Annotated in this window: 25 protein-coding genes and 6 pseudogenes; 21 read left to right on the forward strand and 10 right to left on the reverse strand. The window is 69.5% G+C overall.

Features of this window, described 5'->3' with window-relative positions:
- The first annotated feature begins 98 nt into the window (after window positions 1-98).
- The 5 genes and pseudogenes from ACGF8B_RS40195 (at window position 99) to ACGF8B_RS40215 (ending at window position 5340) form a co-directional block, all read left to right on the forward strand.
- Entirely contained in the window at window positions 99-1724 is a 1626-nt protein-coding gene (locus ACGF8B_RS40195) for a response regulator transcription factor (protein ID WP_392747662.1), read from the forward strand.
- 213 nt (window positions 1725-1937) lie between these two features.
- On the forward strand, window positions 1938-2735 hold the full coding sequence (locus tag ACGF8B_RS40200) for a hypothetical protein (protein ID WP_392747664.1): 798 nt from the start codon (window positions 1938-1940) through the stop codon (window positions 2733-2735).
- Window positions 2736-3220: 485 nt separating this feature from the next.
- A pseudogene (locus ACGF8B_RS40205) lies at window positions 3221-3754 on the forward strand (restriction endonuclease); the annotation flags it as partial.
- A gap of 118 nt (window positions 3755-3872) precedes the next feature.
- Window positions 3873-5129 carry a cytochrome P450 gene (locus tag ACGF8B_RS40210; protein ID WP_392747666.1) on the forward strand — a complete coding sequence of 419 codons (1257 nt, stop codon included), beginning with the start codon at window positions 3873-3875 and terminating at the stop codon, window positions 5127-5129.
- A 55-nt stretch (window positions 5130-5184) separates the two neighbouring features.
- The gene (locus ACGF8B_RS40215) at window positions 5185-5340 is read left to right on the forward strand and encodes a hypothetical protein (protein ID WP_392747668.1); all 156 of its coding nucleotides are present in this window, start codon (window positions 5185-5187) and stop codon (window positions 5338-5340) included.
- A 119-nt stretch (window positions 5341-5459) separates the two neighbouring features.
- Here the strand turns inward: ACGF8B_RS40215 and ACGF8B_RS40220 are convergent, their stop codons facing one another.
- The 4 genes and pseudogenes from ACGF8B_RS40220 to ACGF8B_RS40235 form a co-directional block, all read right to left on the reverse strand.
- Window positions 5460-5612 carry a hypothetical protein gene (locus ACGF8B_RS40220; RefSeq protein ID WP_392747670.1) on the reverse strand — a complete coding sequence of 51 codons (153 nt, stop codon included), beginning with the start codon at window positions 5610-5612 and terminating at the stop codon, window positions 5460-5462.
- Window positions 5613-5691: 79 nt separating this feature from the next.
- Window positions 5692-6084: pseudogene (locus tag ACGF8B_RS40225) on the reverse strand (DDE-type integrase/transposase/recombinase); the annotation flags it as partial.
- Window positions 6036-6254, reverse strand: coding sequence for a hypothetical protein (locus ACGF8B_RS40230; protein WP_392747672.1), 219 nt, complete (start codon window positions 6252-6254; stop codon window positions 6036-6038). The gene ACGF8B_RS40230 and the pseudogene ACGF8B_RS40225, both read right to left, overlap by 49 nt.
- 127 nt (window positions 6255-6381) lie before the next feature.
- The gene (locus ACGF8B_RS40235) at window positions 6382-7203 is read right to left on the reverse strand and encodes a helix-turn-helix transcriptional regulator (protein ID WP_392747673.1); all 822 of its coding nucleotides are present in this window, start codon (window positions 7201-7203) and stop codon (window positions 6382-6384) included.
- A gap of 159 nt (window positions 7204-7362) precedes the next feature.
- On the opposite strand from ACGF8B_RS40235, the gene ACGF8B_RS40240 reads away from it, so the two are divergent.
- The 8 genes and pseudogenes from ACGF8B_RS40240 (at window position 7363) to ACGF8B_RS40275 (ending at window position 15197) form a co-directional block, all read left to right on the forward strand.
- On the forward strand, window positions 7363-8580 hold the full coding sequence (locus ACGF8B_RS40240; RefSeq protein WP_392747674.1) for an MFS transporter: 1218 nt from the start codon (window positions 7363-7365) through the stop codon (window positions 8578-8580).
- A gap of 120 nt (window positions 8581-8700) precedes the next feature.
- On the forward strand, window positions 8701-8961 hold the full coding sequence (locus ACGF8B_RS40245; RefSeq protein ID WP_392747676.1) for a hypothetical protein: 261 nt from the start codon (window positions 8701-8703) through the stop codon (window positions 8959-8961).
- Between the two features lie 550 nt (window positions 8962-9511).
- A pseudogene (locus ACGF8B_RS40250) lies at window positions 9512-9867 on the forward strand (IS5/IS1182 family transposase); the annotation flags it as partial.
- A gap of 231 nt (window positions 9868-10098) precedes the next feature.
- Complete coding sequence (locus tag ACGF8B_RS40255; protein WP_392747677.1) at window positions 10099-10983, forward strand: ABC transporter substrate-binding protein; 885 nt, start codon at window positions 10099-10101, stop codon at window positions 10981-10983.
- Between the two features lie 8 nt (window positions 10984-10991).
- The gene (locus tag ACGF8B_RS40260) at window positions 10992-11966 is read left to right on the forward strand and encodes an amino acid ABC transporter permease (RefSeq protein WP_392747679.1); all 975 of its coding nucleotides are present in this window, start codon (window positions 10992-10994) and stop codon (window positions 11964-11966) included.
- A complete protein-coding gene (locus ACGF8B_RS40265; RefSeq protein ID WP_392747681.1) occupies window positions 11963-12736 on the forward strand; it encodes an amino acid ABC transporter ATP-binding protein in 774 nt (257 codons plus the stop codon). Before ACGF8B_RS40260 ends, ACGF8B_RS40265 begins: the two co-directional genes overlap by 4 nt.
- Window positions 12736-14355: an amidohydrolase family protein gene (locus ACGF8B_RS40270; protein ID WP_392747682.1), complete on the forward strand. Its 1620-nt coding sequence runs from the start codon at window positions 12736-12738 to the stop codon at window positions 14353-14355. Before ACGF8B_RS40265 ends, ACGF8B_RS40270 begins: the two co-directional genes overlap by 1 nt.
- Entirely contained in the window at window positions 14352-15197 is an 846-nt protein-coding gene (locus ACGF8B_RS40275; RefSeq protein WP_342281516.1) for a serine hydrolase, read from the forward strand. Before ACGF8B_RS40270 ends, ACGF8B_RS40275 begins: the two co-directional genes overlap by 4 nt.
- 50 nt (window positions 15198-15247) lie before the next feature.
- Here the strand turns inward: ACGF8B_RS40275 and ACGF8B_RS40280 are convergent, their stop codons facing one another.
- The 4 genes and pseudogenes from ACGF8B_RS40280 to ACGF8B_RS40295 all read right to left on the reverse strand — a co-directional run bounded on the left by ACGF8B_RS40280 (window position 15248) and on the right by ACGF8B_RS40295 (window position 19443).
- Window positions 15248-16171: a LysR family transcriptional regulator gene (locus tag ACGF8B_RS40280; RefSeq protein WP_365468897.1), complete on the reverse strand. Its 924-nt coding sequence runs from the start codon at window positions 16169-16171 to the stop codon at window positions 15248-15250.
- Window positions 16172-16180: 9 nt separating this feature from the next.
- Complete coding sequence (gene lysA, locus ACGF8B_RS40285; RefSeq protein WP_392747683.1) at window positions 16181-17536, reverse strand: diaminopimelate decarboxylase; 1356 nt, start codon at window positions 17534-17536, stop codon at window positions 16181-16183.
- A 388-nt stretch (window positions 17537-17924) separates the two neighbouring features.
- On the reverse strand, window positions 17925-18209 hold the full coding sequence (locus ACGF8B_RS40290) for a hypothetical protein (RefSeq protein ID WP_392747685.1): 285 nt from the start codon (window positions 18207-18209) through the stop codon (window positions 17925-17927).
- Between the two features lie 29 nt (window positions 18210-18238).
- A pseudogene (locus ACGF8B_RS40295) lies at window positions 18239-19443 on the reverse strand (IS3 family transposase).
- 358 nt (window positions 19444-19801) lie between these two features.
- On the opposite strand from ACGF8B_RS40295, the gene ACGF8B_RS40300 reads away from it, so the two are divergent.
- From ACGF8B_RS40300 to ACGF8B_RS40310, 3 genes are all read left to right on the forward strand, one after another.
- The gene (locus ACGF8B_RS40300; protein WP_392747687.1) at window positions 19802-20200 is read left to right on the forward strand and encodes a hypothetical protein; all 399 of its coding nucleotides are present in this window, start codon (window positions 19802-19804) and stop codon (window positions 20198-20200) included.
- A gap of 296 nt (window positions 20201-20496) precedes the next feature.
- Window positions 20497-21090, forward strand: coding sequence for a hypothetical protein (locus tag ACGF8B_RS40305; RefSeq protein ID WP_392747688.1), 594 nt, complete (start codon window positions 20497-20499; stop codon window positions 21088-21090).
- 39 nt (window positions 21091-21129) lie between these two features.
- Complete coding sequence (locus ACGF8B_RS40310; RefSeq protein ID WP_392747690.1) at window positions 21130-21489, forward strand: hypothetical protein; 360 nt, start codon at window positions 21130-21132, stop codon at window positions 21487-21489.
- 342 nt (window positions 21490-21831) lie between these two features.
- Here ACGF8B_RS40310 and ACGF8B_RS40315 read toward each other — a convergent pair whose 3' ends face one another.
- Entirely contained in the window at window positions 21832-22212 is a 381-nt protein-coding gene (locus ACGF8B_RS40315; RefSeq protein ID WP_342282844.1) for a hypothetical protein, read from the reverse strand.
- A 390-nt stretch (window positions 22213-22602) separates the two neighbouring features.
- Window positions 22603-23175: a helicase associated domain-containing protein gene (locus tag ACGF8B_RS40320; protein WP_392747692.1), complete on the reverse strand. Its 573-nt coding sequence runs from the start codon at window positions 23173-23175 to the stop codon at window positions 22603-22605.
- Between the two features lie 25 nt (window positions 23176-23200).
- Between ACGF8B_RS40320 and ACGF8B_RS40325 the strand changes: the two are divergent.
- The 5 genes and pseudogenes from ACGF8B_RS40325 to ACGF8B_RS40345 all read left to right on the forward strand — a co-directional run.
- Window positions 23201-23548: pseudogene (locus ACGF8B_RS40325) on the forward strand (transposase); the annotation flags it as partial.
- Between the two features lie 70 nt (window positions 23549-23618).
- Window positions 23619-23918, forward strand: coding sequence for a hypothetical protein (locus ACGF8B_RS40330; protein WP_392747703.1), 300 nt, complete (start codon window positions 23619-23621; stop codon window positions 23916-23918).
- Window positions 23919-24093: 175 nt separating this feature from the next.
- Window positions 24094-24522, forward strand: coding sequence for a hypothetical protein (locus tag ACGF8B_RS40335; RefSeq protein WP_385209182.1), 429 nt, complete (start codon window positions 24094-24096; stop codon window positions 24520-24522).
- Window positions 24523-24780: 258 nt separating this feature from the next.
- Window positions 24781-24898: pseudogene (locus ACGF8B_RS40340) on the forward strand (transcriptional regulator); the annotation flags it as partial.
- A 147-nt stretch (window positions 24899-25045) separates the two neighbouring features.
- Window positions 25046-25246, forward strand: coding sequence for a hypothetical protein (locus ACGF8B_RS40345; RefSeq protein WP_392747694.1), 201 nt, complete (start codon window positions 25046-25048; stop codon window positions 25244-25246).
- Window positions 25247-25779: the final 533 nt, after the last annotated feature.

Here is a 25779-nt window from a genome sequence, read left to right on the forward strand (position 1 = left end):
CCGCCCTGACCGCTCCCGCCGCTTCCGCCCACTGGCTTCAGGTCGTCCTCGGCATCCTCCCCGACACCTCCGAACACCTCGACCGGCGCCGGGAACTGATGCTTATGCGTGCCGGAGCGCTCGGCACCACCGGGGCGCTCAAGGAAAGCCGGGACCTCTTCCACCAGGTGATCCACACGCCGGGACAGGACGCCGACGGCGTGGACGCCCTCCGTACCTCAGCCGTTGTGCAGTGCGCGGTCATGGAGCGCCAACTCGGACGCTACGCCGAGGCCGATGCCCTGCTCCGCCGCGAACTTGACCGGGTGCCCGGCCCCTCGCCGTCCCAGCGGATCGGACTCGTCATCGAATGGTGCTGCCGCGCCCAGTTCGTCGCCCGCTTCCCCGAAGTGCGCGAAGAACTCACCCGCACGCTTGAGAGCGCCCGCACGCTGGGCGACGGACTCGGCGAGATGAGTGCCCTCACCCTGGCCGCCATGAGCGAGGCGTACGAGGGCGACATCGCCGAAGCCTACAAGCTCACCCGTACCGCGGCCGGGCTGGCGGACGCGCTCACCGACGGCGACCTCGCCGGGCTGTGCGAGCCCCTGGTCAGACTGGCCTGGACCGAGGTGATGCTCGACAGATACACGGACGCCGAGCGGCACAGCGACCGCGGTGCGGAGATCGCCCGGCGGACCGGCCGGTTCTACGTCCTGTCGCAGCTCCTGCTGAGCAAGGCATACGCCCACTTCCTGACCTGCCGGGTCACCACGGCCCTGGAGCTGGCCGACGAGGCCGCGGCCATCGCCCGGTCCCTGGGCAGCACCGAACTGCTCGGCTTCACCCTCGCGATAAGGTCCCTGTTCCTCATACAGGCCCGCCCGCCGGGCGATCCGGAGATGCTTCCCGCAGCCGAGGAAGCGGCGGCCGCGATGGAAGGCACGGGCGAGAGCTGGTGGTCGACGCTGGCACGGTCCCTGCTCGCCTTCGCCGCGATGGGCGCCGGTGACCCGCACCGCGCACGGGACGTCCTGCTGGACGCGGGCGGCGGCAGGGACCTGCCCCGATCGCAGCCCTCGCTGCTGCCCGAGTTCCTGGAAATGCTTGTCGCCGCCGCCTTGGCCGTGGGTGAGACAAAGGAGGCCGAGAACGCGGCCGAGCGCGCCCTGAAGGAGGCCGAACGGATCGACCTGCCGACCCGCCGGGCAGCTGCGCTGCGCGCCCTCGGCCGGATCGAGGCGCACCGCGGGAACCCGGCCGCGGCGGCACGGGCGTTCACCGAAGCCGCCCGGGAGAGCGCGCTGTCCGGGGCGACCCTCCGGGAGGCCCAGAGCCTGATGTTCGGCGCCGTGTTCACCAGGGCCGCCGGTGACGGCGCCGGCGCGGCCGTCATGTGGCGCCGTGCCCGTCGGCAGGCCGCCGAGGGCGGGGCCACGCTGCTGGTCGCCCTGGCCGACCAGCAGCGCCCGGAGGCGCTGGGTGACACGGACGGGTCGGTGGAGCCGTCCGGACCGGCCGCCGGGCTGGCCCAGCTGACCTCGTGGGAACGGGAGATAGCGGAACTGGTCGCAGAGGGTCTCACCAACCAGGCCGTGGCCTCCCGGCTCTGCCTCGGTCCGCGCACGGTCGAGAGCCACATCGCCCGCGTCTACCGCAAGACGGGCGTCCCGTCCCGCGCGGCCCTCGCCACCTTGGTGGCCCGCCACACGGTTACGGCACCGGGCACGCCGCCGCCCTCGTAACCAGTGCCGTCGGCCGGACGCGTACCGGGACGCTCCTCGGCCGAGCGTCCCGGAGGGCCTTCGTGCCGTGGAGTGCGGGTCGAGTTGCGTAGTTTCACTGAGCCTCGCTCGACAGGGGACGGGCGACGGGACGTCGGAGTGCCATCGGACCAGACTGTGGGTGCGGGTGCGGGAAACCAGTTCGATTGCTGCGGATTGCTGTGGGAGGAACGTGTGGCCGGTGACGTGGTGTGGACCGAGGAGCAGCGCGGCAAGGTGTATTCCACGCGGGCGCGGGTCAATCCGGGCCATCTGACCGAGCGGCTCGGGCGGGGGCCGTGCCGACTGGCGGCGGTGCCGCCGTTCGACGCCGCGGGCTGCTTCGCCGAGGCGCGTGACAAGAACCGTCACGACGCTTTCAGAGGCTGGGAGTACGCGGTCCACCAGGTGGAGAAGGGGGCGCGGCACGCGGCGCCTTCGATGGCCGCGCTCGGGCTGCGCGCGGTGGCGCTGTACCGCAGCGGTGAGCGTCCGGACGTGCTCGACCTGGACGTGGAAGTGTCCATGGCGGAGCTGCAGTTGCAGGCGACGTGGGACGCGGTGCCGTTCTGGCTGGCGGCCGAGGGTGTCGTATGGACGCTGCGCGCGATGCTGCGGCTGCATGAACTGGCCCACAACCAGCACGAAATCCACTACGACCCGCGGTTGGAGCGGAGCGGGACCTGGCTCATCGAGACCACCGCACATGCCTCGTTCCAGGTGGCCGAGTGCGAATCGAGCTGGCGGCTGCTGCGGGGCGTGCTCGCGGTGGCCGACGGGGCGGACCACCGTGCGGCGCGCGCGGTCGCGGAGGCCGCGTTCGACGCGGCGCCGGTGCCGGTGAAGGCGGCGCTGTCCTTCGTGTTCCCCGACGAGCGGGAGTGGGCCGACCGGGCGGCCGAGGACTGCCTCGCCCAGGGCAGCGGTGGTGACGAGGTGGTACGGATGCTGGTCACCACCGCCGGTGTCGACAGGTCTCCCTGCGCATGCTGACTGGTTAGTCGGCCGTGCGGGATTCGGCCAGGCCCGATGGCTTTGTGCCATTCGTCGGTAACCCGGCACCAACGTCACCGAGACGCCGCTACACAAGAAGGCCAAGGGGTAGCGCGCTGCCTACCCTGCGTGGTGATGGCTGGTTGATGGGGGGTCTGATGTTGCTGACCATCAATGTGGCGGTGCAACTGCTCGCAGTCATCGTCGTCTTGCGGCTGCGCCGGCGGACACATTCCCGCAGCCGTCTCGACGAGAAGATGACCGTGGTCATCGTCCTGGCGCTGGGTGTCCTGCTGGCTCCCACGCCGGCCGGTGGGCCAGGGCATCCTGAGCTTCCTGGGGCAGCTGGCGAGCGGCGTTACGCAGGCCGGCCGGTGAGCCCCCGTAGGCGCCGGCCCGCGGCGACCAGGCGCCGGCCGGTACGGCGGCGCACTCGCAGCCCCGCCAGGCGGCAGCGCCGGGACGAGAAACTGGTCGGTCTCCTCATGGCCGCGGTCCTGGCCGTCGCCCTGCTGGTCGCCGCGGTCAACTGGCTGCTGGCCCACTGGTGGATCCTGGCCGTCACCGCTGTGCTCGCGGTGCTGGCCGGCGGCGTCCGGCTCCACCAGAAGCAGCAGCGGGCATGGTGGGAAGCGGTCCGTACGCAGGGCCTGCGCTACGGGCTGGCCCAGCTCGACGGCCTGCACCACTCCCGGTTCGAGGACGCGGTACGGGACCTGATGCACCGTGACGGCTGCCAGGACGCGGTCCGTGTCGGAGGCGCCGGCGACCTGGGCGCCGACGTGAAAGCCACCGACCCCTACGGACGGCCCTGGGTGATCCAGTGCAAACACCGCCGCAACGGCCTCGCAGGCTCCCCCGTCGGCACCCCGGACCTCCAGGTCCTCAACGGCACCGCCCGCCAGGTCCACGGCGCCGACATCGCCGTAATCGTCACCAACGGCCGCGTCACAGCCCCAGCCGTCACCTTCGCCAAACAGCAGCGCCTCCACGTCGTCGACCGCCACACCCTCGCAGCGTGAGCAGCCGGCTCACGCCCCTGCCCGTGACGTTCACGCCGACCAGCGACACCGCCCTGGACCCCTCCGTTCGATAGCCCAGCCCGCCCGCTCTCGCACCGCGTACCGGAGGTAGCTCATGACGGCACAACAACGTACTGCCCAGCATGTCCCGGTCCTGCGCCTGGACCCGACCGGCGCCGACCACCAGGGCGAAGCCGCACGGCTGCGAGAGCTCGGCCCGGTCGTGAAGGTGATCCTGCCCGGCGACGTGGAAGCCTGGGCCGTCACCACGCACCAGCTCGTCACAGAATTGGTGACTGATCCGCGGGTCAGCAAGGACTGGCACCGGTGGACGGACATCCGCACCAACCGGATTCCCGAGGACTGGCCGCTGACCGGCATGGTCAAAATCACCAACATGGTGACGGCCGACGGCGACGACCATCGCCGCCTGCGCCGCGTCGTCACCCAGGTCCTCACCCCCGAACGTGTCCGGGCCATGCGCCCGCAAGTGACCGAACTCGCCCGCAGCCTCGTCCAGGCATTGCCCGAGCGCACCGGCCCGGACGGCTCGGTCGACCTGCGTGAGCACCTGGCCTACCCGCTGCCGATGAACGTCATCTGCGACATCATCGGAGTCCCCGGCCCGCTCCGGCCCCAGCTACGGCGCCTGGTCCGGTCCATCTTCGACTCCACCGCAGAGCCTGAAGAAGTCCTCTCGACACAACACCTCATCTACGAACTCCTCGACAAGGTCGTCGCACACAAGCGCCGCACACCGGGCGACGACCTCACCAGCGCCCTGATCGCCGCCCAGAGGGACAACTCCGGCATCCTCAGCGACGCAGAGCTGACCGGCACACTCTGGCTGATGGTCGCCGCTGGTCACGAAACCACCCTCAGCCTCATCACCAACGCGCTGCGCGCCCTGCTCACCCACCCCGGCCAACTCGATCTCGCGCTGAGCTCCGCCCCCTCCGTCTGGGCCGTCGTCGTCGAGGAAACTCTGCGCTGGGACGCCCCCATCGGAAACTTCCTAGCCCGCTACCCACGCGAGGACCTGGACATAGACGGCGTGACCGTACCCGCTGGCGACGCCATCCTCGCCCCCTACAGCGCGGCCGGCCGCGACACCGCCCAGCACGGCCAGGACGCCGACCGGTTCGACCTCACCCGAACCCAGTCCCGGCACCTGGCCTTCGGTGGTGGCCCCCACGTCTGCCTTGGCGCACCCCTGGCACGCATGGAAGCCGCGATCGCTCTCGAAGCCCTGTTCAGCGCGTACCCCGGACTCTCACTCGCCACCAACCCCCAATCCCTCGTGCCCGTGCCATCCCTGATCTCCAACTCCGTCCAAACCCTCCCCACCCACCTGAACCAGGCCCGCCCATGAACCACCACCCCAACACTATGGCCACCGCTGACACATGCCCCCAAGGAGCCGCACAGTGAACGCGACCGCATCCGACATCGACGTGGACAGCCCAGCCGAAGGCACCGCACCGTCGACCGCGCCTATCACACACTGGCTGCTCGGCGGGAAACACCACCACCAGCCCGCGGACGGCCGACTGGGCATGCAGGTGCGCAACGCAGCACCGTGAAATCTGGAACGGGCCGGTTCACCTGGTGCCGCTGGCACGGAAACGTCACCGGCCAGGAACGGCGACGGCGCCCTCCAGCTCGGAGGGCGCCGTGGTGGTGCGCGACGTGCGGCTCGGGTTCAGCCAGCCAGCCGGAGGGCGGGCCGGGCCTCGGGGGCGGGCGCGTCCTCACCGCCGTCCGGGTCCGGGTCGGGGTCGAAGTCGGTACCGGTGCGCCCGTCGCGCACACGCGGTGGGCGGATGTCGCCCACGGGGAAGTCGATGGGCCACACGTGGGCGTTGTCACGTTGTTGGGTGTGTGAGTGCCTGACGGCGTGTCCGGGTGTGGCGGGCTGGGTTCCGGCTCCGTGCTCAGGCCGCGGCAGGCAGGGCGGCGACGCCGGTGATCTGGTCCCAGATGGCGAAGCGGGTGGTCATTTCGGCGCGGTAGTGGGCGGCGGTCATCAGGTGGCGGCGGGGCCGGAAGTGGGGTGAGATGCCGCTGAACGCGGCCAGGAACTGCTGGGCTCCGCCGACGCTACGGAAGCCTTTCATGGCGCGTTCGCGTTGCCGGGTCGGCTGATGACTATTCTCCGCCCGATTGTTCAGGCCCTTGTGGGAACGGTGCTCGACCCAGGGCATGACCTCGCGGTGGGCCGCGCCGTAGGAGCGCAGCTTGTCGGTGACGACCACCCGGGGCACTGTACGGGTCTTCTTCAGCAGCCTGCGGGATTGTCCACCGGCAGCTCGATGTCGTCGGCTCCTGGGCCTTCACCGGCGCCCATCTCGTCGAATACGTCCGCCTGCTGCCGGCCCTCACCGCCCGCTTCGACCTGGCGAGCCTGGTCACGCCGTTCCCGCTGGAGCGGCACGCCGACGCGCTCGCCGCGGTCGCCGACGGGTCGGTGATGAAGGCGGTGCCCACGTCCTGACACCTCGCCTCCGGATACTCACCTCCTGACGCACCGGCTCCCGTGGTGCGCCAGTGACGGCCCGACCCCAGCCCACCGGCGCGGTCGGGCCGTCACCGCTGTCTGCGCGCCCGCAAGGAGGGTCACCGGCTCATCCGACGAGCACCCTCAGGGCCTCCTCGGTCGGCCGGTCGTCGGGAAGGTAGGCCAGCAGATGATGGCCGGGCTCGTCGACGGCGGCGAGCTTGACGTACCGCAGCCGCAGATCACCGGCCACCGGGTGCCGGAAATGGCGCACTGAGGGATGGAACGCCGAGGTCTCCCGGCGACCGTACCAGCGCGCCGCGTCCGGGTCGGCCAGCAGCTCCTCGGTGATCTCGGCATACCGGCCGTCCTCCGGATGCCGGGCCATCTTCGCCCGGAACTGGCCGAGCAGGCTCCGCGCCTCCGGCTCCCAACTGGCCAGCAGCGTACGGGCCGGCGGCCAGCGGAATACCAGCCACAGCAGATTGCGCTGCTTGGGCGCCAGCCGCGCCAGGTCGGTGAGCAGCGCCGTGTACCCCGAGTTCCAGGCGAGCAGGTCCCAGTGAGGGTCGAGCACCACGGCCGGGTTCGGCGCCAGCGACTCCACCAGCGACAGCAGATTCCGCGACACCCACCCCGGCGGCTGCTCGGACGGCGCGGCGTGCTCCACGAACGACATCACATGCGCGGTCTCGTCCGGGTCGAGACGCAACGCCCGCGCCACCGACAGCAACACCTGCTCCGACGTACGGACCCGGCCCTGCTCCAGCCACGCGTACCAGGAACTGCTGATCCCGGCCAGCTCCGCGACCTCCCCGCGCCGCAGCCCCGGGGTACGGCGCCGTGGTGAGCCGGGCTGCCCCACATCAGCGGGCGCCAGCCGCTCGCGGCGAGAGCGCAGAAACGCGCCCAGTTCGCGGCCCGGGCCGTTGAGTCCGCCGCCGTTCATACCCCGTCCCCCCTTGCGACGCGATCCGTCCCGGGGCCCGGCACCATGCCCACAGGGTGTGAGCAAGGGTAATCGGCTACGGCGCCACCGTGATCGCCTGCGGTGATGAGCTGGAGCTGCCGGTCCGAAATCACCGGCAGGCACGACACAAGGAGCCCCATGGACACCACCGACTCGGCCCGCACAACCCCGGCACCCCCTCCGGCCAACGCCACCGCGGGCCCGACCACCCTGCCGTTGTCCGCCGTCTCGCTGCGCCTATTGCGCGCCGCCGGTTTCGTCAGCAACTTCGACCGCTTCTGCATCACCCCGATGCTGCTGCCCATCGGCACCCAGCTCGGCGTCTCGCTGCCCACGGTGATGCTCGCCGCCAGCGGCTACTTCCTCGCCTACGGCTTGATGCAGCCGGTCTGGGGCCTGGCGAGTGACCGTATCGGCCGGGTGCGGGTGATGCGGATTTCGCTGGCGGGGGCCGCCGTTGCCGCACTCTGCTCGGTTATCGCACCCGACGCGACCGTGCTGATCGTGGCGCGCGCCGCAGCCGGCGCGTTCTTCGCCGCGTGCATCGCCGCATCCATCACGTACGTTGGGGACACCGTGCCCGCTCCGGTTCGCCAGCGCCCGCTCAGCGAGCTGATGACCGCGTTCGCACTGGGCACCGCGGTGGCCACCATCGTTGCCGGAGCACTGGCGCACTACGTCAGCTGGCGTCTGGTCTTCGCCCTGCCCGGCTTGATCGCCGCTTACCTGGCCCTCGCCCTGCGTCGGCTGCCGGAGCCGCCGCGCGCGGCGCCCGGTGCGCTGATGGCCCCGTTCAAGGTCGTCCTGAGCTCCCGCTGGCAGTGGTACGTCATGGCCGTCGCGATGCTCGAAGGCGCCGTCCTGCTGGGCTTCTTGACATACATCGCACCGGCCCTGGAGGCCCAGGGTGCCTCGGCTACGCTGGCCGGTGCGGTGTCCGCGCTGTACGGCGTGGGCTCGATGGCTGCGGCGCAGACGGTCAAGCGGCTGGTCGGGCGCTGGACACCGGTACGGCTGATCGTAGTCGGCGGGGTGCAGATGGCGGTGGCGTTCGGCCTCGCCGCAGCCAGCCGGTCGGTGCCCGCGCTGGTGGCGTGCACGCTGCTGCTCGGCGGCGGCTGGTCGTTCATGCACTCCACGATCCAGTCCTGGGCCACCGGCCTCTCCCCGGCGGCCCGTGCCACCGGCGTCGCAATGTTCGGTCTCGCTCTGTACGTCGGCAGCGCCCTGGCCAGCGCTTTCGCCGCCGGGCCTGCCGAACACCACGCGTACCAGGGGATGTTCCTGACAGCCGCGGTCCTCACCGTCCCACTGACGGTAGCCGCCGCTGTGGGCCGCGCCCGCTACCGGAGCTGACCCGGGCGCACCGGCGCCGTGCCCGGGTGCTGGACTGGGCCGGGCACTACACGACCGGGCACCGCGCACGGACCGCACTGGTCGCCACCGACACCCTGCTGCAGATCAAGGACACCGTCATTGACACCGCCGAGTCGCGGGCCATGTCCGTCATCTACGGCGACCCCGGACACGGACTTCCTGCGCTCCCAGGCCGACGCCCTGCTGGCCTGCGACTTCCTGGAAACGGTCACCTTGTCCGGGGCACGAATGTATGTGTTCGCGGTGATCGAGCACGCCAGCCGCCGGATCCGGATCCTCGGCGCCACCGCGCACCCCACCGCATCCTGGGTGACGCAAGCCGCGAAGAACCTCGCCATGGATCTTGAGGATACGGGCTGACGGGCGAGGTTCCTGGTCCCGGACCGGGACGGAAGGTTCCCTGCCCTGTTCGACACCGTCCTCAACGATGCCGGCATCGAGGTCGTGCTCAGCGGCGTGCGGATGCCGCGCATGAACTCGATCATGGAAAGGTGGGTGCAGACCTGCCGGCACGAACTGCTGGACGGAACCAGCAGCACCTGATCCACGCACTACGGGAGTTCGAGGACTTCTACAACTCCCACCGGCCTCATCAGGGCATCGCCAAACGCCCGCCCGCTACACCCGTTGCCGGTCCCGATCAGCGATCCGGAGCAGATCGCTCGCCTCGACATACGGAGACGTGAACGACTCGGCGGCATTCTTCACGAGAACCAACATGCCGCATGACCTGCGCGGATGAGGTTTTCGGCAGGCGCAACGTCCGCGACCACGGAGGGCTGCCCGACGAACGCGCCCGCCACGGACTCGGCTGGTGGGCGGCGCAGGACACCCGCCGACAGAAGAGGACGCCCAAGTCGCATACGGAAGCGATTGCGCTCATGAGCATGCGTGCGTCAGCTGCCCCGTCCTTCTGCAACTGCTGCGCTTCGGCTGTTCCTGCGAGGCGATCGCCGACACGACATGCTCGGCCACCACGATCCGCAACCGTCGCAATGAGTAGATACGGCTGGGCGTCTTCGTCCGGCTCAAGCAGATCGCGTTGGAGTCCTACGACCGGATCGTCGGGCTCATTCTCGACCAGATCGCCGTGGACGGCTCCATCACCAAGGCACCCGGGGCGGCGAGGTCGCCGGTCGCTCACCGGTCGACCGCGGCAAACAAGGCCTGAAACGCTCCGGCATGACGGATGGCTACGGCATTCCGCTGGGCCGCGTCCTGGCCGGCGCCAACCGCCACGACAGCACTTGTCACAGGGCGACATTACGAGTGGGATGCGGCGGCCGTCGGCGATGGGCGGGTGAGGGAAGCCGTCACCCTGGACGAGCAGGCACCGCTCACCCGCTCCGTACACCGTCCGTTGACTCCGGCGCGTGACCCGGGAGCGGACCGGACCCGTACAAATTTCGATGGTGAGGCATGAATAGCTTCATCATCTTCCATTCACCGTGTGCGACTGCCAGCATCGGCGCACCGCACCCGTGAGGGAGAAATCTGATGAATCATTCCCGTTCTCTGCGCTGTCTGGCAGCCCTGGCCGTGGTGGCACTCTCGGCCACCGCCTGCGGGCGCTCCGGCCAGGGCGACGCCCCTTCCGGGGCCGAGTCGCAGGCCGCCTCCGGTCGGACCGCGGACGAGCTTCTGCCGGCCGAGTACCGGCAGAAGGGTGTACTCCGGGTAGCCACCGCGGTCGGCTATCCGCCGATGGAGATGTACGAGCCCGGCACCACCCGGCTCACCGGCGTCGACCCCGACCTGGCCAAGGCCCTTGCCGGGCGGCTCAAGCTGAAGCTCGAACTCACCAACGCCGCCTTCGACGGGCTGATCCCGGGACTGGAGTCCGGACGGTTCGACCTGGTCATGTCGTCCATGACCGACAGCGCCCAGCGGCGCCAGGCAGTCGACTTCGTCGACTACTTCCGCACCGGCGGCGTCATCATGACGAAGCAGGGCAACCCGCAGGACGTCAAGTCGCTCGCGGACCTCTGCGGAAAGACCGTCGTCCTCGCCAAGGGCAGCTCCAACCTCCACATCGGCGAGGAACAGAACGCCAAATGCCAGGAGAAGATGCGGATCTCGCAGAGCGAGGACGCACCGACCGGGCTGCTGCAACTGGACAGTGGGCGCGCGGTCGCGACCATCGTCGACTATCCCGTCGCCAAGATGTTCACGAAGAAGAGCAGCGCGTACGAGGTCCTGCCGGAGCAGTACGGCACCGCGCCCTGGGGCATCGCCTCCGCGAAGAGCCAGAGCGGACTGCGCGACGCCGTGCGCAAGGCCCTGCAGGAACTCATCGACAACGGCGGCTACAAGAAGATCCTCGACACCTGGGGAGTCGGCGACAGCGCCGTACCCGAGGCCACCGTCAACGACGGGCAGTGAGAACGGAAATGAGCCACCAGAAAATACCCGGTATCGCTCCCGGCGGGGGGACGGAAGTCATCCCCGCCGACGGGACGCCGCAGGAGGACGAGCTCTCCCTCCAGGTGACCAAACGGCCTCGCCCCGGGCGCTGGCTCGCGGTTCTCGCCGCCGCGCTGTTCGCCGTGTGGCTTGCCTACACCATCATCGTCAACCCGAATCTTCACTGGGACATCGTCGCCAAGTACCAGTTCGACGGCGTGATCCTCAAAGGCCTCGGGGTGACCATTCAGCTCACCCTCATCTCGATGATCCTCGGCATCGCCATCGGGATCGTCGTCGCGGTGATGCAACTGTCCGACAGTCCGGTCCTGCGTCTAACCGCCGGTGCCTACACCTGGTTCTTCCGGGGCACCCCGCTGCTGGTCCAGCTCATCTTCTGGTTCAACCTGGCCCTGCTGTTCCCGGTGATCAGCATCGGAATCCCGTTCGACGGCCCCAAACTCATCAGCTGGCAGTCCAACCAGGTCATCACCGGATTCGTGGCCGCCCTTCTCGGTCTCTCCATCAACGAGGGCGCCTACATGGCAGAGATCGTGCGAGCCGGCATCCAGAGCGTGGATCCCGGCCAGCGCGAGGCGGGCGCCTCCATCGGGATGTCGAACCGCCGGATTCTGTCCCGGATCATCCTTCCGCAGGCGATGCGGGTCATCATTCCGCCGTTCGGCAACCAGTTCATCTCCATGCTCAAGACGACCTCGCTGGTCTCCGTCATCGCCGGGGCCGATCTGATGACCGTGTCCCAGCACCTCTACCTCGCCAACTTCGAAGTGGTCGCGCTGCTCCTGGTGGCCTCGATCTGGTACCTCGTGCTCACCACCATCGCCACCATCGGCCAGCACGCCGTGGAGCGTCGCTACAGCCCCGGCGCCGCTCCCGTGCTGCGGAGCAGGATCCTGGCCAATCTCCTGCCCGGACGCACCAAGAAGGGAGCAGCGGCATGAACGACGTGATCCTCAGGGCTCGCGGAGTCCGCAAGAGGTTCGGTGACACCGAGGTGCTGAAAGGCATCGACCTCGACGTCCGCAGCGGTGAAGTGCTCTGTGTCATCGGCCCCTCCGGGTCCGGGAAGTCCACACTGCTGCGCTGCTTCAATCACCTTGAGCGGATCGACGCGGGGCGGGTGTGGATGGACGGCGAACTGGTCGGCTACGAACAGCACGGCCCGTCCGGCCGGGTGCTGCGCGAGCGGCGCGCCCGGGACGTCCGGCGGCAACGCGAGCGGATCGGCATGGTGTTCCAGCGGTTCCACCTGTTCCCGCACCGTACATCGGTGCAGAACGTGATGGAGGGTCCGGTCGTTGTCAAGGGCCGGCCCCGTGCACAGGCCGAGAAGCAGGCCCGCAAGCTGCTGGCCGACGTCGGTCTCGCGGACCGAGCGGACCACTACCCGGCGCAGCTGTCCGGCGGGCAGCAGCAGCGTGTGGCGATCGCCCGCGCACTGGCCATGGAACCCGCCCTCATGCTCTTCGACGAACCGACCTCCGCCCTCGACCCCGAACTCGTCGGCGAGGTGCTCGGCGTCATGCGCGACCTGGCCCGCAGCGGTATGACGATGGTCGTAGTCACCCACGAGATGGGCTTCGCCCGCGAGGTCGCCGACCGGGTCCTGTTCATGGACCGGGGCGCCGTCGTCGAGGCCGGGAGCCCCGATGCGCTGTTCACCGACCCGCGCCACGAGCGTACGCGGGCCTTCCTGTCGACGGTGCTGTGATGGGCCGCCCCCTCGATCTGCTGCTGCGCGGCGGCACGCTCGTCGACGGAACCGGCGCACCCGCCCGGGAGGCGGACATCGCGGTGGTGGACGGGCGGATCGCCGTACTCCCCGCCGGCGCCCCTGCCTCGGCCGCCGAGACCCTGGACGTGACCGGGCGGGTCGTCGCACCCGGCTTCATCGACGTGCACACGCACTCCGACGCCCTCGCGGCGCCCCACGGAGCCAGCGGAGCCGCGGAGCCGATCGACGACCTCCGACTGGCTCCGCTGCTCCAGGGCGTCACCACGGAGATCTGCGGCAACTGCGGGACCAGCCTGTTCCCCTCGCTCCCCGAGCGGCTGCCGGAACTCGCCGAGCATCTCAGGGTGACGTTCGGGCTTGGACCGGTGCGGCCCGCCGTGGACTTCGACGCGTTCGCCGCCGGACAGGACCCTGCCCTGCGCCACACCCATATCGCCTCGCTGGTCGGCCACGGCACACTGCGCGCCGGAGTGATGGGCTTCGAGGCCCGGCCGCCCCGGCCCGGCGAACTCGACGCCATGTGCGCGCTGCTGGACCGGGCGCTGGCCCAGGGGGCGGCCGGTCTGTCCACCGGGCTGATCTATCCGCCCGGCACCTACGCCGACACCGAGGAGATCGTCGCGCTGGCCGAAGTCGCCGCCCGGCACGGCAAGCCCTACGTCACCCATCTGCGCGACGAGATGTCACAGGTGGAGTCCGCCCTGGAAGAGGCCCTGGAGATCGCGGTGCGCTCCGGCGCCCCACTCCAGATCTCCCACCACAAGACCGCGGGCCGGCACGCCTGGGGCGCCACACTGCGTACCCTGCCCCGGCTGGAACGGGCCCGCGCCGAGGGCGTGGACGTGCTGTGCGACGTATATCCGTACACCGCGGGAAGTACCGTCCTGCATGCCATGCTGCCCCCGTGGGCGAGTGAGGGCGGCATCGGCGCCCTGCTGGAACGGCTGCGCCGGCCCGAGACGCGCGACCGGATCAGGACGGACATCGCCCAGGGCGTCGAGGGATGGGAGAACACCGTGGGAAACGGAGGCTGGGACCTCATCTCGGTGGCCGCCGCGCAGACGCACCCCGAGGCCGAAGGGCGCAGCATCGCCGACCTCGCAGCCGAGCGCGGCGTCCATCCGGTCGACCAAGCGTGCGATCTCCTGCTGGCCGAGCAGGGCGAAGTGACCATCATCAGCCATTCCATGCGCGAGGACGACGTCCGCAGGGTCCTCGCCAGCCCGTTGTCGATGATCGGTTCGGACGGCGTCCCCAAACCCGGTCGGCCGCATCCGCGCTGGGCGGGGAGTTTCGCCCGGGTGCTCGGCCGTTACACCCGTGACGAGCAGCTGCTCCCGCTGGAGAGCGCGGTGCACAAGATGACCGGATTGCCTGCCGGGCGGTTCGGCCTCACTGGCCGCGGCATGGTCCGCGACGGTGCCCTCGCCGATCTGGTGGTCTTCGATCCGGCGTCGGTACGCGACACCGCCGACTTCGACCGCTCCCTGCTGGCACCCGAAGGCATCGATACCGTCGTGGTGTCGGGGCGGGTCGCGGCAAGAGGCGGCCGCCCGACCTCGGCGCGGGCGGGAGAAGTGGTGAGAATCCGATGAGTCTGGCCCAAGTGGCCGCGGCGGCACGGCGTTCGGCCGCGCTGCCGCTCACCCTGGCCGTCGCCGCCGTCGACATCGACGGCGGCGGCACGGTGGGGGTGGACGAGCACACTGTGCTGCCGGTGGCGTCCGCCTCGAAGCTGCTGCTGCTCGCCGAGGTGGCGCGCCGACTGAACACCGGGGAGCTGCCCGCCGACCGCCTCGTGGAAGTGCTCGACGAGGACCTGGCGGGCGGAACCGGTCTGCTGCGCCGGCTGAGCGGGCGCGGCTGGACCGTCGAGGACCTGGCCTGGCTGACCGCCTCGGTGAGCGACAACACCGCGACCAACGCACTCCTGCGCCTCGTGGGGCGCGAGTCCACGGCCCGGCTCGCACAGGAGCTCGGGCTCGATCACCTCACGCTGCACGACAAGGTCCGTGACGTCCGTGGCGCGGACGTGCCGCCCGTCTTCGCCACCGGTACCGCACGGGACCTGGCGAGGCTGGTGACACACGCGGTGCGCGGCACCATGAGCTGCCCGGCTGCCTCGGCCCGGCTGCTGCGTTGGATGCGGGCCAACACCGATCACGGCCTGGTCCCCGCACTGGTCGACCACGACCCGTACGACCCGGGTTTTCCCGAGAGGCCGCGCGACGGGCTTCTGGTGGCCAACAAGACCGGCACCGACACCGGGGTACGTGCCGACGCCGGTTTCATCATCGGCAGGCGCCGGCTGGCGTACGCGGTGGTGGCGCACTGGGACACGGCGCTGGGCCCGAGTACCGAGCGGGCCGCGGTGCATGCCATACGGGACGTGGGCCGGACCCTCGCGGCCTGTGCGGGGCGCCGGACCGTTGTCTGAGACACGGCACACCATCCTCCGAGGTGCAGTGGTCGTGACCGGCGGACCGGTCACGACCACTGCACCTCCAGCAGCGACCGGATCTCCTCGGCGGCCGACCGCAGCTCGGCGAGGAAGATCCGCAGCAGCGGGTTGCGGTTGGTGGACCGGGTGGCGACTCCGATGCGGCGGTGCAGCCGGGGGTGGTCCAGTCGGCAGACGTGCACGCCGGCGGTGTCGCCGAGTCCGAGGGCCGGGACGAGTGCGATGCCCATGCCCGCGCGAGCCAGGTTGATCGTGACCTGGTAGTGATCGCTGCGGCAGCGGACCCGGGGCTGGAAGCCCTCGGCCGCGCACGCGCGTTCCAGGACCGGTTCGCCGGTGTGTCCGCCGTGCGTACCGATCCAGCTCTCCCCCTCCAGAGCGGCGAGCCGGACCGTTTCGTGCCGCCCGAGGCGGTGTCGCAGGGGGAGGACCACCAGCTGCGGCTCGTCGAAGTACATCTCCACGTCCACGGCCGCCTGCCGGCACCAGGGGTCCAGCGGATGCTCGAAGACGACCGCGACGTCCAGCCGGCCCGCCTCCAGGTCGGGCACCAACTCGTGCGGCTGGCCGAGGATCAGTTCCAGCTCGACCTGGGGCCGGACCGCCGCGAACCCCGACAGGGCCCGGGGCAATAGCTCCAGGCCCGAGGACGCGAAGAAGCCCAGTCGCAGGACACCGGCCTCGCCCTCGGAGTGCGCCCGCAGCTCGTCCTGTGCGACGGCCATCAGGTCGGCGACCGCCTGTGCGTGCTCGGCCAGCCGCACCCCGGCCGCGGTCAGCCGCAGGCTCTGCGGCTGACGCTCCACCAACGCCACGCCGAGCTCCTGCTCCAGCCGGGCGAGTTGATGCGAGATCGCGGACGGGCTCAGATGCAGCGCCTGGGCCGCGGCCACGATGGTGCCGGTACGGGAAATCTCCAGCAGGACGAGCAGTCGGGCACTGTTCAGCATCGGGTCAGGTTAGGCCGTGCCGACGCACTGCGCCGCTCCGGCACCGGACCGCACCGCCTGGGCCGCCCCCGCCGGGAGCCCGGCGGGCTCGTCCACGTCCAGGCGCAGCAGGTCCTCCTCGGTCTCCCGGCGTACTACGGTGCGGGCGCGGCCGTCCCGCACGAAGATCACGGCGGGGCGCGGCAGCTTGTTGTAGTTGGAGGCCATGGCGTATCCGTAGGCTCCGGTGACCGGCGTGGCCAGGAGATCGTCCACCGCGACGTCGGCGGGCAGCGCGGCCTCGTCGACGATCACGTCGCCGCTCTCGCAGTGCTTGCCGACCAGCCGTGCCCGCAGGGGCCGGGAGGCGCGCGGGCTGCGTGGGAGGAAGACCTCGTAACGGCTGCCGTACAGGGCGGGGCGCAGGTTGTCGCTCATCCCGCCGTCCACACCGATGTACGTCCGCACGCCCTCGATGCGCTTGATCGTGCCCACCCGGTAGAGGGTCAGTCCGGCACTGGCGGCGATGGACCGGCCGGGTTCCACGATCACCGAGGAGGCCCAGCCCGCGTCGCGTACCGCGGTGCGCACCCGGGCCGCCCACTCGGCGAACGACGGTGCACTCTGTCCCGCCTCGTACGCGACGCCGAGGCCGCCGCCGACCGTCAGCCGGTGCATCCGGGTGTCGGCGGCGAACCGGGCGACGGCCGCGGCGCCGGCCGCGAGCTGTGCCGTGTCGAGTACCTGCGAGCCCACGTGCGCGTGGACGCCTTCCAGGATCATCGCAGGGGAGCCGACGGCCCGGCGCACGGCGGCCGCAGCGGTTCCGCCCGCGAGGCCGAAGCCGAACTTGGAGTCGTTGCCACCGGTCCGGATCGCCGCGTGCGCTCCGGCGGCCACTCCGGGCGCCACCCGTAGCTGGACCCGGGCGGGAGGCAGGCGTTCCTCGGAGTGCAGCCGCTCGATGCGGTCCATCTCGTCGAAGCTGTCGACCACCACGTGCCGCACCTGGGCGGACATAGCCGTGCGCAGTTCCACCTCGTCCTTGTTACTGCCGTGCAGGACGATCCGCCCGGCCGGTACCCCGGCGTGCAGCGCGACCCGCAGCTCGCCGCCGGAGGCGACATCGAGCAACAGCCCCTCTTCATGGGCCAGCCGGGCCATGGCCGTGCACAGGAACGCCTTGGAGGCGTAGGCGACGTTGTCCCGGCCGAACGCGGCGACCGCCTCCCGGCAGCGCCGGCGCAGATGCTCCTCGTCGTACACGAAGAGGGGTGTGCCGAAACGTCGCCCCAGTTCGGTGAGCAGGACGCCACCGACGGCCAGCCCTTCGGGACGGATTTCGGATGTGCCGGGCAGCAGGCCCGTTTCGATCGCTGATGTCATGCGTTCCTCCCCGGAAGCCGGCTCGCAGCCATCCTGCGGCCTGAGCGGGGAGTCATAAAAGCGCATTCTTCTATGGCTGAGCCTCAAGGTTTTCGATGCTCGCGCGATGCTGTCGGCGGGCACGCAGCAGCCGTAGCCGTTGTGGACTTCCCGCTGGACGACGGCCTCGGTACTGCGCTGACCCTGACAGGAGACGCTGGGTCCACTGAGTCGGCACTCGTCATTGACGCGGGGTGGGGAGCGGCCAGCAGGGACCGTCTCTTGGCCGAGGGTGTACATCTTCTGCATCGGCAGCAGCCCGGAGGTGTCCGAGTAGTCGTATGCGTAGCGGCCCCTGGTGAGTTTGGGGCAGGCGGACGGCTCCACGGACACGCAGCGAACCGGCCGCTCACCGCGGGCCATCCCGCCGATGAACGGCAGTGCCGACCGGCCCGGGGAACGTCGCGACCGCCTTGATCCATCGGACGTCCGGCGAGCGCAGTTCGATCGAGGTGGGGTCGATGACGTGGACGGTACCGCTGCCAGCATCGTCCCGGTCATACACCGCGATCCGCCCGTCGTCGATCCACACCACCGGCCAGTTCCACTCCGAGACCTCGGGATACACCGCATAGCTGGGCCCGTCCTCGGACTCATACGGGTTGTCGTGCAGCCAGGCGGTCAGGCTCCACACGGGCCTTGACCCCGAATCCTGGACACGAGTTATGCGGCTGGTGCCAGCGTAGTTGGTGTGTGTTGGAGGGCGTTCTCGAAGGCGATCGGTGATCGTTGTCCGAGGCGTGAGTGTCGGCGTCGGGTGTTGTAGTGGTGGAGCCATAGGACGGCGTCGAGTCGGGCCTCGCGCTCGTCTGGCCAGCTCTATCGCCCTTGCAGAGTCTCGCGTTTGAAGGTCGCGTTGAAGGACTCGGCGAGTGCGTTGTCCGCGCTGGAGCCGACCGCGCTCTTGCTCTGCCGGACTCCTGCTGACCTGCAGGCTTCGGCGAATATCCTGCTCGTGTACTGGGCTCCGTGGTCGGTGTGCATGATCGATCCGGCGAGGCTGCCGCGGGTCTGGACAGCCGCGGCCAGGGCGTCGGTGACGAGGTCCGTGCGCATGTGATCCGCGATCGCCCATCCGGCCAGACGTCGCGATGCGAGGTCGATGACGGTCGCCAGATAGCAGAACTTCCCGCCCCCGATGGGCAGGTAGGTGATGTCACCGACGTACTTCGTGTTCGGGGCCTGGGCGGTGAAATCGCGGCCGATCAGGTCGGGCGCCCTGGCCGCGGCAGGGTCGGGGACGGTGGTGCGGTGCCGGCGACGCAACCGGACCCCTTCGATCCCGAACGACCGCATGATCTTCGCGACCCGCTTGCGATTGACCGCCTCTCCGCTCGCCTCGCGGAGCTCGGCGGTGATCCTCGGGGCTCCGTAGGTGCCGTCCGATTCCTGATGGACGGCCCGTATCCGGACAGCCAGCTTCGCGTCGGCCGCCTGCCGGGCGGCCCGGTCCGCGGCCGTCCGGCGCCAGTAGTAGAAGCTCGGGCGGGCGACGCCGAGGATGCTGCAGAGCCGCTTCACGCCGTAACGGCGCTGGAGGTCGGCGACACACTGGAAGCGGTTCACCAGCGCGTCTCTCCGGCGAAATACTTCGCCGCTTTGCGCAGGATCTCGCGCTCCTCCTCCAGCTCACGGACCTTCTTCCGCAGAGCCGCGTTCTCCGCTTCCAGCGGGGTCGGCGGCTGGGCCGGTTCCTGCGTCCGGCGTCCCCGGGGACGACTCACGCCGGCTGCCCTCACCCAGTTCCGGAGCGTCTGCGGGTTGATCCCCAGATCGGCGGCGACCGCCCTGATCGTCGTCTCTGGCCGCGACTCGTACAGCGCGACCACGTCCGCCTTGAACTCCGGCGGGTAGTTCTTCATGACCACGAGATGTCCGTTCTCAGATCCTCAGGATCCAGTGTCTCGTGTGTCCAACATCCGGGGTCAAGGCCCGTCTGTGTCTACGCCGGTCGGCGGGGCGCACTGTTCGGTGGGTGTGGTGTTCCGGGCGCGGGTGGTGGGGGTGGAGCGCGCTTGCCCGCCGGTCTCACAGGCATGGCCTCATGCGGCTGTGGAGGTCCATGTGTGCTCGGTGGTGCGCCCCGGAGCGTGCTCGGCTTTCCCTCACCCCCCGGTTACACGTCGTAGTGAACTGGAGCGAATGCTGATCCGAAATGGCCTTCATGTGCGATCTATTCGATAGCTGTCCGCGTGGGGCAGTCCAATCCGATCACATGGAGTGACTATGTCGCCGAAGAGGGTTTCGCCCGAGGACACCAAGTCGCAGCCGGCCCCGGCGCCGGCCCCTCAGGCGCCTCAGCCGACGAGTCTGAAGGCCGAGACGACGAAGGGCCAGCTCGCGGGCGGGCTGTCCGCGCAGGGCAGAGCGCATCTGACCTGCAAGGGCAAGCCTGTGGCCTGGCAGGACATCGAGTGGTACGCCGGCAAGCGCGGTGAGCTCCTGGGCACCTCGCAGACCGACGCGAGGGGAATCGCCGAAATGGAAGGCGGCAGCATCAGCGGCATCTTCACCGCCATCCAGGGCGAGATCGGCGGGTACTCGGTCAAGTACCTGGGCAACGACGAGTACCTGCCCTCCGAGGCCCACGGACATATCGTCCCGCTGTTCGACATCGGCAGCTGACGCGCGGGTGCCGGCCGTGAGGCGAGGGCATCCGCTGTCCCCCTCACGGCGCGCAGCAACCGCACTCCCGACGGCGTCCACCGCGCCGGTGACCCCGTAGATCTGACCCGCCGGCGCGCTTTGCGCCGTCGTCGCTTCCGCCCGTGATGCCCGCCGGGACGCCCTACACCCGCCCGCCCAGGCGTCGGCAGCCGACGCGTTCCGAAGCTGGCCCCCGGGCGGCACATCCGACCGCCGAAGGCGCCGCAACGCCATCGGCATCGCTGCCCACGCCCCTTGACGCATGAAGGAATCACATGCACAAGCGAATGTCCGTCGGTGCCCTGCTGGGCGCCACCATCCTGGCCACCACTGTTGCCCTCACTCCTGCGGCGGCGGCCGGGAACCTCATCAAGAACGGCACCTTCTCCGACCCGAACGCCCCGGCCGGCGGCTACGTCGAGTACGAGGACGGCGAGAACATCGGCCCGTGGCAGGTCGGATCGTCTACCCCCCGCGGCGGGGTGACGCTGTACAGCCGCGCCCTCACCCAGTACACCTACCAGGCGGTCGACATCGGCCCGGGTACCCTCTCCCAGGACTTCGAGGCGGACGAGGGCTCCGTCGTCAGCGTCACCTGGAAGCACGCCCGCAACACCGACCCGGCGTGCGCCAAGGACATGGGCGACCAGTCCTACAGCGCTCAGGTGGTCCCCCCTCCCAGCTCGGACCCCGTGGGCGACTCCTACACGCCCGTCGGCGCCCGCTTCGCCTCGATCAACAGGCCTCTGCAGGTCTTCACCGGTAGTGAGGACCACTTCACCCTGGAGTTCGCCGGCCGCGCGCCCGGCGGATGCGGCCCGCTGATCACCGACGTCGTCGCCAAGGTGATCGGCCACGGTCACCCCTGACGCCGCCGACACCCCCGGTCGTCCGCGGCGCGGTGCGCCGTGGCGCAGGCCCAGGAACTCGTGGAGCAGGGCGACCCGCCCGGTCAGGACGGCGTGCCGCTGCCGACAGTGGAGCAGGCCGCCGCGATGGACCTGGTGAGCGCCGGCACCGAAGTCACCGCTCGCTGGCGGACCGATCCGGAGGAGGCGGTCGCCCTGGTGCACGAGCTGGCGGCCGGCGGCGAGCTCGACGTGGACGAGATCCTCGACGAGGCGGTCGACGCCGCGGCGCTGACCGGTCTTCTCGCACTACAGGAGGCGCGCACCGCCCCGGACCCCAGCACAGCGGCGGAGCTCTGCCTGAGCGCCGTCCCCCACATCGCGCTCGCGGTCATCCTGGCCTCAGCCGACTTGGACTGATCACGATCCACGCCCCCAGGGATTGGTGGCCGGCCAGTCCACTGACCCGACGACAGCGGGGCCCGACAGGATCACCCTGCCCGGCCCCGCCGCTCGTTGCCACCCATTGACTACCAGCGCATCCCGAGCACATCGAGGTCCGCGTGCCGTTGCTCGGAAAGCTTGGCGGCGCGTTTGCGGACGTTGTCGAGCCAGGTCGAGCTTGACCACCACGCCTCCGTCAGCATTTGCCTGACGGCCCGCCAAGCCCGCTTCCGTCTCCACCTGCCCGACGGCATACGGCATCACCGCACAGTTCCGTCCCCGACCAGCGGCCGGGCGCGCTGCCATGTCCAGGGCGGATCAGAGTTCGACGATGGCCCAGATGCGGCGCCCGTCGGGCCCGGTGTCGGTACCGCACCCGGTGACGGGTTGGTGGGCGGTGATCTGGTGGAGGACATCCCCACCGGCGTCGTCGAGTCCAGTGGCGAGCCCGGTGTGGTGAGAAAGGGCGAGGATGCATGCCTGCCCGTCCTGATCCGACAGGTGTACGGACACTGTCGTGCCCCCGTCGGCGACCGCGGCCTGCACGAGGAGCGTCGTCACCGCCTCTACCGCCTCCACCGCTGCGGGTGCCGCCCGGAGCTTCCACTTCCCCAGCTGCTCCACCACCGCAGCCCGGGCCTTCCCCGCCGCCCACGGCGCCGACTCCAAAACCCAGTTCGCCCCGCGCCGGTTGGCCATGCCCACCCCGCGCCGGGCCGTAGGTACTACCTGGCTGGGCGGGGGCTTCGGGTCCTGCGGGTTCGGCCGGGGCGGGTTCGGCGGCTTCTTCGGAGGTGGCGGAGTCTTTGGCGGGTACGACGGCGGCGTCGGGCCGGCTTCCACGGGCAGTGACACGGGGCCTCCCAGGGTGCGGGGCGGGGATGGAGCCGTCCGGTTCAGCGTAGGCGCGCTGCACGCAGTGGTGGCCGGTTTGGGCAGATCGGGCCCCGGCACCACCCACCCTGTCGTCGCCAACGTCGCTGTCTTGGCCGACCGACCCTGCACCACCCACATACCGTCCTGCGCCAGTTTCACATGCCACTCCGCCTCCTCGGCGGGTTCGGCCCCCAGGGCGTTCTCCAACAACCACTACTGCGCGGGCAGGAGTTGCTCCCACCCGATCGCATCCAGCTCATCCTGCCGCGCCTCGGGCATCGCCCCGGCCGCCGAAGGGACAGGGAGGCCGGCCGCGCGCAGCTCCTCGTTCTCCCGCGCCCGGCGGGCCGACGCACGGGCGTTCTTCGCCCACACCCCAATGGAGTGCCGGGCCCAGACTGCGGTGGTTGGTGGAAGGAAGTGGCCGTGCACCGCGGCGTATTCCTTGGCGACGGCGATCCCGTCCGCCCAGGCCGCATCCTGCTCGGACCAGACCATCCCGAGCTTCTCCAGCTCGGTCACCCGCCCGGCCTCCAGCGTCCCGACCGTGTAGGCACGGCGCTGCTCGGCGATCCACTGCCCGAGCGGATACCCGCTCACCCCGCCCCAGTCCTCCGGCGTGACGACCGTGTACGGCACCCGCAGCACGGCGTTCCCGGTCTCCCGTAGCCACCGCCCGGCCGCCTCGATCCCACGCCGCCAGTACGCCCCTTCCGGATCGATGACCCGCAACCGCACGAACTGGGCCAGCACCGCCGGATCGCGGTCCTCACTGAACCGCAGCACCCCGGCCGCCCCTGCTCAGCGCCACCGGAACGGGCTGCCGCTGTCGCTGGGCGTCTCCGGCGCGAACATGCACGACAGCCTCGGCCTCCAGCCGCTCGTGCGCGGCATCCCGCCCAGCCGATCCCGCCGAGATCCACGCCGCCGAAGGCCCGAAAGGCTCCACGCGGACAAGGGCTACGACTACGACCACCTGCGCCGATGGCTCGGCACCCGCGGTATCCGACACCGCATTGCCCGCAAGGGCATCGAGTCCTCACAGCGACTCGGACGCCACCGCTGGCTGGTCGAGCGGACCGTGTCCTGGATGGCTGGCTGCCGACGTCTGCACCGCCGCTACGAACACAAGGCCGAACACTTCCTCGCTTCCAACGCGCGGTCACCCCCGCCAGGTTGGAAAGGGCTCAGTGGTGTCCACACCGCCGGGGTCACCTCACGTCAGAGACGTGACCTACGGCGAGGACGCCTCACGCGTGCGCACCGGCACCGCGCCGCGCGCCATGGCCACGATGCGGAATCTGGCCATCGGCCTCATGCGCCAAGCTGGCTGGACCAACATCGCCGCCGCAACCGACCACTACCGGTCACGCCCCGAGCACGCAACCGCCCTCTCGATCTCACCGCCTGAGAGCGCAGTCGCCCTGAACTCCAGGGTGTTAAATATGAACCATATATGCCAGATTCGCTCCATTGGCGAAGTGGCTGAATATTGGGATGGGTTTCGATGCCATTCGGTAAGCACTTGAGGGGTACTTGAGGTTCAGTCCATCTCTATTTCACCGGAACCCTCACTGGCCCTCCCGCTGACGCCCGTTTGTGTGAAATCAGAGATGTGATCAGGGCTGTGTGGTAAAGTCGGTTTCGACCAAGATCGATGTTCGTGAAATGATTCGATTTTCGAATCGAAACGGGGAGGAAATCGTGAAGCGTGGCCTGAAGAGCATAGGTGTAGGGGCAGCCGTCGTTGCTTCCATCCTGCTTTCTTCTACTTCGGCGCAGGCGGCTACGACGGGTAAGGGGAAGTCGTACTACGGCTGCACCAACACGGTGAAGATGTGGCGCTCCGGGGGTACCATCTATGCAAACGCGAAGCAGGTTTGCGCGCATAAAATGAAAACCCAGAGGCCGTCCATTGCGCTTTCGGGTAACAATGGAAAGACTTTCGTCAGCAAGATAGCTGGATGCAAAAATACCAAGACGTGTTCGACCCCTACGGTCAAGCTCAAGGCGACGAAGAAATGGACCTACCGGGCTTCGAACTCCGGGACCGGTTCGTTCGCTTCGCAGGGCCAGGGTGACTTTTGGTGGCCTGTAAACACGGTGGCTCACGCCACGTACAAGTACAAGTAGCCTGGGAAATGCTCCGAGGGATTCCGTCGTCTGGGTGGGATTCCGTGTGCGTCTCGCGGCAGAGAGCACGGGTACGGAGCAGGGGCTGTACAGGTCGGCTGGCGTCCCGGGCCCACCCTTTACGTGGGCCTGGGACACAGAGGTGCGGGTCCTGAGTGGGACTGGGGCTTAGAGGGTGTCTCACGTGGTGATTTTTGCGAGTCTCTTGTAGCAGGTGAGAGCTGCGGCGAGGCCGAGGAACGCGAGGAAGTGGCTGCCACCTGGGCGGCCGGCGACCACGAGGGCCTGGACGACTCCTGGGAGGACGTCATCGTCGACCTGGGGTCTCAGTGGGGGGCAGTACGAGTACGTCACCAACATCGGGTTCGCCGCGTAGACCGCCCTGTGCGGCGTTCTGAGCGCCTGTCAGCCGCCCCGGGCCCCCCCGGGGGGTCCGGGGCGGCTGAGTTCGCGGCACAGGGAGGCGTACAGAGGTTTTCAGGCGTCAGGTGCCCGTGCTGCTGAGGTGGGCATCATCAGGTCCATGCCGACCTACGTGCCCTCTCCTGACGAAGTGACTGCCGCGCAGACTCCCGATGGTGGTTGGACAAAGAAGCAGCTCGCGGAGTGGGGCGTCCCCTGGCCCCCGCCCCAGGGCTGGCGCAAACACCTGCAAGCGAAGTGGGAGGGCAAGGACATCCAGCCGCTGCCGCGTCAGGAACCTGATCAGGACGCCTTGTTCTGAGGTAGCCGTCCCTTTTCTTATTGAGCCTGAGCGCCTTGTAATTGGAGGAGGGTTTGCGTCCTGATGCCACAAAGAAGCTGGGTTGGTTTCTGACGCATTATCAGAGTACGGAATTGACGGGCTCGGGATTGTTTTCTGCACTGATTAAGCGTCAGTATTCAGATTTGGTGAGTTGGGGGTTTTCGAGGGACGAGGAAGGTGCCAGGTGGTGTGTTCTGAGTCCTAGAGCTAGCCCGGGCTGAGAAGTGACGCACAAGATGGCATGGTCTGATAGAGAGTCAAGGTATCGGCCGATCCTCCGTCAGTCCCCAGGCGGACAGCAGGAAGCACCCTCACAGCCAGCCGCCCGTGCATCGGGCCCTGATCAGGCACGGAGTGGCTGATCGCATGGTTGGCGCGGAGCGTCGACCATGCCCAAGGGGCACGGAGTGACCCGGCATCACGGGCCGCAGGCCCGATACCGTGCGGAGCACGGTGCCCGCTTTTCCGCCGCGTAGCGGCGGCGCGTCGTGTCTGCGGAGCAGACCGCGCGC

Source organism: Streptomyces sp. NPDC047917 (assembly GCF_043204345.1).
Lineage (GTDB): Bacteria > Actinomycetota > Actinomycetes > Streptomycetales > Streptomycetaceae > Streptomyces > Streptomyces sanglieri.

Bases quoted from the DNA above. Each gene is read 5' to 3' on its own strand.
- ACGF8B_RS40255 (WP_392747677.1), top strand. From the start codon at position 10,099: ATGAATCATTCCCGTTCTCTGCGCTGTCTGGCAGCCCTGGCCGTGGTG.
- ACGF8B_RS40315 (WP_342282844.1), bottom strand. From the start codon at position 22,212: ATGGCCAACCGGCGCGGGGCGAACTGGGTTTTGGAGTCGGCGCCGTGG.
- ACGF8B_RS40345 (WP_392747694.1), top strand. From the start codon at position 25,046: ATGCCGACCTACGTGCCCTCTCCTGACGAAGTGACTGCCGCGCAGACT.
- lysA (WP_392747683.1), bottom strand. From the start codon at position 17,536: ATGACATCAGCGATCGAAACGGGCCTGCTGCCCGGCACATCCGAAATC.
- ACGF8B_RS40265 (WP_392747681.1), top strand. From the start codon at position 11,963: ATGAACGACGTGATCCTCAGGGCTCGCGGAGTCCGCAAGAGGTTCGGT.
- ACGF8B_RS40210 (WP_392747666.1), top strand. From the start codon at position 3,873: ATGACGGCACAACAACGTACTGCCCAGCATGTCCCGGTCCTGCGCCTG.
- ACGF8B_RS40235 (WP_392747673.1), bottom strand. From the start codon at position 7,203: ATGAACGGCGGCGGACTCAACGGCCCGGGCCGCGAACTGGGCGCGTTT.
- ACGF8B_RS40280 (WP_365468897.1), bottom strand. From the start codon at position 16,171: ATGCTGAACAGTGCCCGACTGCTCGTCCTGCTGGAGATTTCCCGTACC.
- ACGF8B_RS40270 (WP_392747682.1), top strand. From the start codon at position 12,736: ATGGGCCGCCCCCTCGATCTGCTGCTGCGCGGCGGCACGCTCGTCGAC.
- ACGF8B_RS40305 (WP_392747688.1), top strand. From the start codon at position 20,497: ATGCACAAGCGAATGTCCGTCGGTGCCCTGCTGGGCGCCACCATCCTG.
- ACGF8B_RS40275 (WP_342281516.1), top strand. From the start codon at position 14,352: ATGAGTCTGGCCCAAGTGGCCGCGGCGGCACGGCGTTCGGCCGCGCTG.
- ACGF8B_RS40195 (WP_392747662.1), top strand. From the start codon at position 99: ATGCTTATGCGTGCCGGAGCGCTCGGCACCACCGGGGCGCTCAAGGAA.
- ACGF8B_RS40260 (WP_392747679.1), top strand. From the start codon at position 10,992: ATGAGCCACCAGAAAATACCCGGTATCGCTCCCGGCGGGGGGACGGAA.
- ACGF8B_RS40300 (WP_392747687.1), top strand. From the start codon at position 19,802: ATGTCGCCGAAGAGGGTTTCGCCCGAGGACACCAAGTCGCAGCCGGCC.
- ACGF8B_RS40240 (WP_392747674.1), top strand. From the start codon at position 7,363: ATGGACACCACCGACTCGGCCCGCACAACCCCGGCACCCCCTCCGGCC.